The sequence below is a fragment of the Promicromonospora sp. NPDC023987 genome (assembly GCF_040639055.1).
GTDB lineage: Bacteria > Actinomycetota > Actinomycetes > Actinomycetales > Cellulomonadaceae > Promicromonospora.
The window spans coordinates 1-7922 of sequence record NZ_JBEZZF010000121.1; the positions used below are offsets into that span (position 1 = coordinate 1).

Below are 7922 nucleotides of genomic sequence, written 5' to 3' on the forward strand. Positions count from 1 at the left end.
CTCTTGGACAACGAGAACGGCCGCATCTTCCGCGAAGCCTGGATCGCCGGAGTCACCAACCACTACCCCGGCGAACCCAAGCCCGGCTACATCACTCCCTGGGACAGCACCCCGGAGTGGGAACGATCCGCCGCCGCAGCCGTTCACGACCAAGTCCGCGCGTTCATCGACACCACCGACGGCGCCACTGGACGCCTCACCCGCGAGCAGAAGAGCCGATTTGTCGCGCTGTGCTGGATCGGCCAGATCTACAAGCACATCCCCGACCCCAAGCCCTCCTACGTCGCCGACTGGAACGACCTGCCCGCCTGGCAACGGGAAACCGACGCCGACATCTTCGAGACGATTGAACGACTCTCGTAGGGCTGCTCGGCAAATAATGACCCATCGCCTATCGCTCCTTACGCTTCTATGACTAATGGGATGAGTTCACGTAGGCAACGGGGCGACTCGCCAGCTGAGTGCCGCGAGTTCATCGCACGGCTGCTCGCCGGCGCTCGGAGCGACCCGGCCCACGGGCGGCCCGGTCTGGCGGCGGCCTGTGCACCACGAGACCGGGCCGCCAGACCTCAGCGCGCGTCGCGCCAGGCGAGCCATTTCTTCAGGGTCGACAGGTCGTAGTCCGGCCCGCTCGTGCCGACCGTCAGCAGCGTGGCACCCGCGGCGACCAGCTTCTCCCCGGTCGCGGCAGGGTCTCCGTCCACGCCGACCGAGCGCTCCACGAGCTTCGCCGTGTCGCGGCCCACTTCGGCGCCGTGCTCGTCGAGGATGCCCGACTTGCGGGTCAGCGTCTCGACGTCCCCGAAGCTGTGCCAGATGTCCGCGTGCTCGGCCACGATCCGCAACGTCTTCTTCTCTCCGCCACCGCCGATCATGACCGGGATCTCGCGGACGGGGGCCGGGTTGCCCACCGCCAGCCGGGCCTTGATCCGCGGCATATCCTCCGCCAGCTGCGCGATCCGCGAGCCGGCCGTGCCGAACTCGTACCCGAACTGCTCGTAGTCCTTCTCGAACCAGCCAGCCCCGATCCCGAGGATGAGCCGCCCGCCCGAGATGTGGTCGACCGTCCGGGCCATGTCAGCCAGCAGCTCCGGGTTCCGGTACGAGTTGCACGTCACCAGCGCGCCGATCTCCACACGCTCGGTCTGCTCGGCCCACGCACCAAGCACGGTCCAGCACTCGAAGTGCTTGCCGTCCGGATCGCCATAGAGCGGAAAGAAGTGATCCCAGGTGAACAGAACATCGACGCCCAGGTCCTCCGCGCGCAGCACCGCGTCCCGGATCTGGGAGTACTCGGCATGCTGCGGCTGGAGCTGGACGGCGATGCGAAGGTTCCCGTTGGTCATGCCCGCAGCCTATGCCGCCGACCACGTGCGCTCCTGGCCTCGACGCAGAACCGCGACAGCACAAGGACTACGACCGGTTCGGCTACGAGTTCGGCACTGCCGGGTCCCGCATCGCGAGCCTCGCCGATGCCATGCCGCGGATCAAGGCCCGGCTCGCCGCGGGCAACCCACCACCCACGCGGGAGACCCCGATCCTGATCGGCGGCGGCGTGCGGAAGACGCTGCGGGTCGTCGCCGAGCACGCGGACATCTGGCACAGCTTCGGCGACGCGCTGGTGGCCGCCGGCGCGACGCTCCTCACGATGAGCAGCGCCGGGCCGGACTACGACCTGAGCAAGGTCAAGGCCTGGGTCGACTGGCGCGACGCGCGCCGCTGAGCGCTACAGCGCCAGCACCGTCTTGATCCCGCCGGGGTCGCTCGCGAACGCCTCGACGGCGTCCTCGAGCGGCACCCGGTGGGTCACGATGCGGCCGAGCCAGCCGACGTCGGCCTGGGCCAGTGCCTCCGCGCCGGCCCGGTAGTGCGTCAGGTTGGCGTTCACCGAGCCGATCACGGCGTCGTTCTCCAGCACGATCCGCCGGTTGAGCGCGCCGGCGTCGAACTCGATGGTGCGCCCCGCCGACGTGACACCCGTGAGGCAGGTGACGCCGTAGCTGCCGCTCGCGGAGAGGACGTCGACGACGACCTGGGTCGCACCGGTCGCCTCGATGACGATGTCGGGGTGGATCGCGGCGGCGACATCGGTCACCGGCTCGGTGTGGTACTCGGCACCCAGCTCGGCGACCAGCTCGGGCTTCGGCCCGTCGGCGATGCGGTCGAGCACGTGCACCTCGAGGCCGCGCTGGACGCCGAGCAGCGCGGCGAGCAGGCCGATCGGCCCCGCACCCGTCACGAGCGCCACCTTCGGCTCGAACCACGCGCGCTGTCCGACCAGCTCGATCTGCTCCCAGGCCTTGGCGACGACGGTGGTCGGCTCGAGCAGCATGCCGACGTCGGCGAGCGCCGGGTCGAGGCGGACGGCGTAGTCGGCCTCGACGGTCCAGCGCTCGGAGGCGAACCCGTCGATCGCCTTGATTCCTCGTTCGGTGTACTTGCCGTTGCGGCACATGTCGAACTGCCCCCGCGCGCACGCCCCGCACGGTTCCGGGTCCGGACGGCGGACCACGCCCACCACGAGGTCGCCGGGCGCGAAGCCGGAGCCGTCCGGCGCCGTGCGCACCCGGCCGAGCGACTCGTGCCCGAGCACCAGCCGCTCACGCCCTGGCGGAGCCCAGCCGTACTCGCCCGCGGCGATCTCCCGGTCCGTTGCGCAGACGCCGACGGCGAGGCCGTCGACCAGTAGCTCGCCCGGCCCGGCAACCGGCTCGTCGACGTCGGTGACCGCCAGCGAGCCCGGGGTCTGCGGGACGACGGTCAGCGCACGCATCAGGCGATCCCCTCCGCCGACGAGGCTGCCGGAGGCTCGGACGGCGGGGCGGCGGCCGGGACGGCGACACGGCCGGCCGCGCCGGACTCCACGCCGGACTCCACGTCGCGAACTGTGACGCCCTGACCGAGCCGCAGCGCGCTGTTGACCAGGCCGAGGTGGCTGAACGCCTGGGGGGTGTTGCCGAGGTGGCGCCCCGTGTGCACGTCGTACTCCTCGCTGAGCAGCCCGAGGTCGTTGCGCAGCGAGAGCAGCCGCTCGAACAGCGCGACGGCCTCGTCCATCCGGCCGATCCCGTGCAGGGCGTCGACCAGCCAGAAGCTGCACACCAAGAAGGTGGCCTCCTCGCCCGGCAGGCCGTCCACCCGGTCGTCGGCGTGGGTGTGGTAGCGCAGCAGCAGCCCGTCCTGGCTGAGCTCGCGCTGGACGGCGTCCACCGTGCCCACGACACGCGGGTCGTCCCAGGGCAAGAACCCGACCTGCCCGATCAGCAGCAGGGCCGCGTCCAGGCCCTCCGAGCCGTAGAACTGCGTGAACGTGTTGCGCTCGGCGTCGAACCCGTGCATGCAGACGTCGGCGTGGATGCGGTCGCGGATGGCCCGCCACCGCTCGACGGGTCCGTCCAGCCCGCCCTCCTCGACGGCGCGCACCGCACGGTCGAACCCGGCCCACGCCATCACCCGGGAGTGCACGAAGGCCCGCCGTGGGCCGCGCACCTCCCAGAGCCCGTTGTCGAGGTCGTCCCAGTGTTCTTCGAGGTACTCCAGGAGCGCCTTCTGCAAGGCCCACGCCTCCTGGTCGGTCTCGAGTCCCGCCTCCCGCGCCAGGTGCAGCGCGTCGAGGGTCTCGCCCCAGACGTCGATCTGGAGCTGACCGGCCGCTCCGTTGCCGATCCGCACAGGGCCCGAGTCCTCGTAGCCCGGCAGCCAGTCGATCGTGTACTCGGGCAGCCGCCGCCGCCCGTCGAGGCCGTACATGATCTGGAGGTCCGCCGGATCGCCGGCCACCGCGCGCAGGAGCCACGCCCGCCACGCGCGCGCCTCGTCGATGAACCCCGTTCCGACGAGGGCCTGCAGCGTGAACGCCGCGTCCCGCAACCAGCAGAACCGGTAGTCCCAGTTCCTCGAGCCGCCGATCTCCTCGGGGAGCGAGGTCGTGGCCGCCGCGGCGATGGCGCCGGTCGGGGCGTAGGTCAAGGCCTTCAGGGTGATCAGGGACCGGTGCACGGCCTCGGCCCACGGGCCACCGTAGGTGGACTTCGCGATCCAGGACCGCCAGAACTCCTCGGTCTCCCGCAGCGCCGCCTCCGCTCCGACGGGCGGCTTGGTCGGCAGATGGGACGCGTGGTAGGTCAGGACGAACGGCACCCGGTCGCCCGGTCCGACGGTGAAGTGGGCACGGTGGACAGCGTCGTCGGCGACACCGTCGTGCGTGAGGGCGACGCCCGCGTCGATGTGGACCGAGTCAGGGCCGGCGATAGCACGCAGACCACCATTGTCCTGGGTGACCCAGGGCACGACGTTCCCGTAGTCGAACCGGAGCCGCAGCTCGGTGGTCATCGGGACGTTCCCGCTGATCCCCTCGACGATCCGGACCAGGTCGGCCTGGTCGCCGCGCGGCGGCATCAGGTCGATGACCCGGACGCGGCCTTCCGGCAGGTCCCATTCCGTCTCGAGGACCAGCGTGCCGTCCCGATAGCCACGGCTGGTGCACTCGCCGCCGGACTCCGGCCCGAGGCGCCACGACCCGTGCTGCTCGTCCCCGAGGAGCGCGGCGAAACAGGCCGGCGAATCGAACTGGGGCAGACACATCCAGTCGACCGCGCCATCACGACCGATCAGTGCCGCAGTCTGGAGGTCTCCGACAATTCCGTAGTCTTCAATTCGGCTCGTCATCACTCTCAGACTAAAGCGTGTTTCGGAACTCGTCGTCGTGAGTGGATGGATGTTTGTGCGGAGCCCTCGGGGCTCATCGAACGCGCGTTCGGGTGCTGGGATGGGGGCTGGCAGCATGGTCCGCGTGTCCAGGCATACATCGTTCCGGTTCTGTCTCGACCTGTCGGTCGAGCAGGAACGCGTGCTGTCCCGGCACGTCGGGGCTGCGAGGTTCGCGTTCAACCAGGCCCTGCGCCTGCACAAGGACGCACGCTCGGCGACCTACCGCCAGCAGCCTCCAGCAATAGGGACGGTAACCGACGGTGACCAGCCCGGGGACGGCGGGGACCTGGGTGTTCGGGTGCCGTGGTCGGGGTTTGATCTCATCAACGCGTTCAACGCCTGGAAACGCTCCGAGGCCGCCGGACGCCGGTTCCTCGTCGACGCGACCGGGGAGACACGCGTGGAGGTGACAGGGCTGGCCTGGCGCGGCCAGGTGCTGGCGCAGGTGTTCGAGGAAGCCGCCGTCGACCTCGGCCGAGGACTGAAAGCGGCCGCTGAATCCCGTACTGCTGCCCGGAAAGGGCCGACGGTCCGATTTCCCCGCTTCAAGAAGAAGAGCCCGACGGGTGGGTCGTTCCGCATCCGGAACCAGGTCAGCAAGGGCCGGCCTGGCATCCGGGTCGGCGACGGCGACCGTCCGCGGTCGGTGACGTTGCCGAAGATCGGGACGTTGCGGGTGCGGGAGGACACCCGACGGCTACGCCGGATGATCACTACTGGCCGCGCCCGGATCCTGCACGTGACCATCTCCCGAGGTACGAACCGGTGGTGGATCTCCATCACTGTCGAAGCCGCTGACCTCCACCGCGCGGCACAGCACACGCTCCCGCCTACCGGGGAGCGTACGAGTGGCGACGCAGGCTGGACCGACGCCGAGTCGGGTGCCAGGACCTGGGTGGGTGTGGATCGGGGTCTGCACGCGTTGGCCGTCGCCGGTTCGTCCGACGGCGTCGAAGTCCTGCGCGTCGATAACCAGCGGGCCATGCGGCGAGGCCTGCCGCGCCTGCGCCGCCTGTCCAAAGCGGTGTCCCGGAAGAAGAAGGGATCAAGGAACCGTCAGAAGGCTGTCGCTCGCCTGGGGCGGCAGCATGCCCGGATCCGCAACCGCCGTAACCACCACCTGCATCAGGTGTCCAACCAGCTGGTCAAGAACCACGCCCGGCTGGTCCTGGAAGACCTGAACATCACCGGCATGACCACCAACCGCAACCTCTCGCGCGCCATCAGTGATGCGGCGTGGGGTGAGCTCGCCCGGCAGGTCACCTACAAGCAGGCCTGGCGCGGCGGGCAGGTGATGGTCGCGGACCGGTGGTTCCCGTCGTCCAAGACCTGCTCCACCTGCGGCACCCTCCGCAAGGATCTGACGCTGAAGGACCGGATGTTCGAGTGCCACTCGTGTGGGCACGTGATGGATCGGGATCTGAATGCCGCCGTCAATCTCGCCGCCTGGGCCGAGAACCACACCCCCGCCGTGACCGGCGGTGCGGGGTGTGGTGTCGTCCGGGTCGGGGACCGTCAAGCAGCCGGCCCCGTCAACAACGCCTACCGACAGGACACCCCCACCCACCCCGCCCCACCGGGACGTGGCGGCAAGGGACTGGACGACGTAGGAACCAACCCTCAGACCGCACCAGCGGCCTGAACCAGGACGCCCGAGAAGGGCGGTGCTCACAAGCCGTAGGGCTTCTGAAACACGCCGTACCAGGGGGACCCCCGCTTCCTTCCCCGGCAGGGGACTCCCGCCGACGTTGACAGCCCCGCGCGCGAACCATAGGTTCCATCTGGCGCGGCACCTGACGTCACGCCACGTACTCGATCGACGAAGACTCGAGCAGCGAAACGGGTGGACCGATGAAGCTCCGGAACCTCGCACGTGCCCTGATCACACTCGTAGTCGCCCTCGGCGCTACCGCCGGAGGGACAGCAACGGCCACGGTGAGCGAGCTGGACGACGGCTGGTCGACGTCGTGGACCCAGTCACAGCAACGCAGCTCCGGGCTGAGTCCTGAGACGTTCGAGAACCGGTCGGTCCGCATCATCACCCGCCTCACCCAGGGCGGACCGACCCTGCGCGTCCGGCTGCAGAACGAGTTCGGCACCGAGCCTCTGGTCGTGGACGCCACCACGGCGGGCCTGAGTGCGGGAGGCGCCGCCATCCGGCCGGAGAGCCTGCGCACCGTGACCTTCGGCGGTTCGGACTCCGTGTCGATCCCGGCCGGCGGCGACGTCTGGAGCGACCCGGTCGACCTTGCCACCACCGCCATGGACGACCTGGTGGTGAGCTTCTACCTGGCGAACCCCACGCGGATGATGCTCCACGACCTGGCCGGCCGCACCAACTACTTCTCACCAGAGGGCGCCGGGAACACCACGGCCGACACCACGGGCGGCGATTTCCCGGAAGCGCACGGGTGGACCTATCTGGTCAGCGCGGTGGACGTCTACGACCCCGAGCTCTCCGGCACGGTCGTCGCCTACGGCAGCTCCGTGGTCGACGGTGTCGGCGCGGACGACTGCGGGGTCGGCTGCCCGCCGCCTGCCGTGTTCCAGCGCTGGACCGACACGCTCGCGCAGCGGGTCATCGACAAGCGTCCGGACAAGCGCCAGGTCGCCGTCGTCAACGAGGGGATATCGGGGACCACGGCGTCACCCGCGTGCGGGGGTGGCGGACTGGACGGCGTCTCGCGCCTCGATCGGGACGTTCTCGCACTGCACAACGTGAAGTCGGTCATCTACTACTACGGCACCAACGACATCGGCAACAACTGCAGCGCCGAGGAGATCGTTGCGGCCTATCGAGACACGTTCGCCCGCTTGCACGCAGCCGGGATCAAGGTGTTCGTCACCCCGATCACCCCGCGGCCCGGTTACACGGCCGAACAGAACGCACAGCGCGCCGCGGTGAACGAGTTCGTCCGGGCGGGCGACAACTGCTCCGGGACCTGTGACGGGGTCTTCGACTTCGACCGGGTGCTCCGGGACCCCGCGAACCCGAACTCCATCAAGCCGGCCTACGACAGCGGGGACGGGGTGCACGCCAACATCGCCGGGCAGACGGCGATCGCCCGGTCCATCCCGCTGGGCCGCCTCTGACCAGACGTACTCCCCCGCAGGCCGGCGGCCCCGCGCTGGACGAACGGCGCACCGGCCGGATGGGAACGGCCGTCGCGACGCTGCAGCGGGAGCAGGACGACGTGGTGCGCGCGGACGCG

The 7922-nt window shown here is 69.9% G+C and carries 6 protein-coding genes and 1 pseudogene; 4 read left to right on the plus strand and 3 right to left on the minus strand.

Annotation, left to right across the window (positions count from 1 at the left end; translation table 11 throughout):
- A partial coding sequence (locus tag AB0F40_RS26805; RefSeq protein WP_357475235.1) for a hypothetical protein occupies positions 1-363 on the plus strand: 363 nt, incomplete at its 5' end.
- A 206-nt stretch (positions 364-569) separates the two neighbouring features.
- Here AB0F40_RS26805 and AB0F40_RS26810 read toward each other — a convergent pair.
- The gene (locus AB0F40_RS26810; RefSeq protein WP_357475238.1) at positions 570-1346 is read right to left on the minus strand and encodes an LLM class F420-dependent oxidoreductase; all 777 of its coding nucleotides are present in this window, start codon (positions 1344-1346) and stop codon (positions 570-572) included.
- 62 nt (positions 1347-1408) lie between these two features.
- On the opposite strand from AB0F40_RS26810, the pseudogene AB0F40_RS26815 reads away from it, so the two are divergent.
- Positions 1409-1723: pseudogene (locus AB0F40_RS26815) on the plus strand (LLM class F420-dependent oxidoreductase); the annotation flags it as partial.
- Between the two features lie 3 nt (positions 1724-1726).
- On the opposite strand, the gene AB0F40_RS26820 reads toward AB0F40_RS26815, so the two are convergent.
- Positions 1727-2773: a glucose 1-dehydrogenase gene (locus AB0F40_RS26820; protein WP_357475240.1), complete on the minus strand. Its 1047-nt coding sequence runs from the start codon at positions 2771-2773 to the stop codon at positions 1727-1729.
- Positions 2773-4668 (minus strand): glycoside hydrolase family 15 protein, encoded by a 1896-nt coding sequence (locus AB0F40_RS26825; RefSeq protein ID WP_357475242.1) that lies wholly within the window; start codon positions 4666-4668, stop codon positions 2773-2775. The genes AB0F40_RS26820 and AB0F40_RS26825 overlap by 1 nt, the downstream gene beginning before the upstream one ends.
- 124 nt (positions 4669-4792) lie before the next feature.
- Between AB0F40_RS26825 and AB0F40_RS26830 the strand changes: the two genes are divergently transcribed.
- Together AB0F40_RS26830 and AB0F40_RS26835 are read left to right on the plus strand one after the other, a co-directional pair.
- Positions 4793-6352, plus strand: coding sequence for an RNA-guided endonuclease TnpB family protein (locus tag AB0F40_RS26830; RefSeq protein WP_357475244.1), 1560 nt, complete (start codon positions 4793-4795; stop codon positions 6350-6352).
- A gap of 209 nt (positions 6353-6561) precedes the next feature.
- A complete protein-coding gene (locus AB0F40_RS26835; RefSeq protein ID WP_357475246.1) occupies positions 6562-7803 on the plus strand; it encodes a GDSL-type esterase/lipase family protein in 1242 nt (413 codons plus the stop codon).
- Positions 7804-7922: the final 119 nt, after the last annotated feature.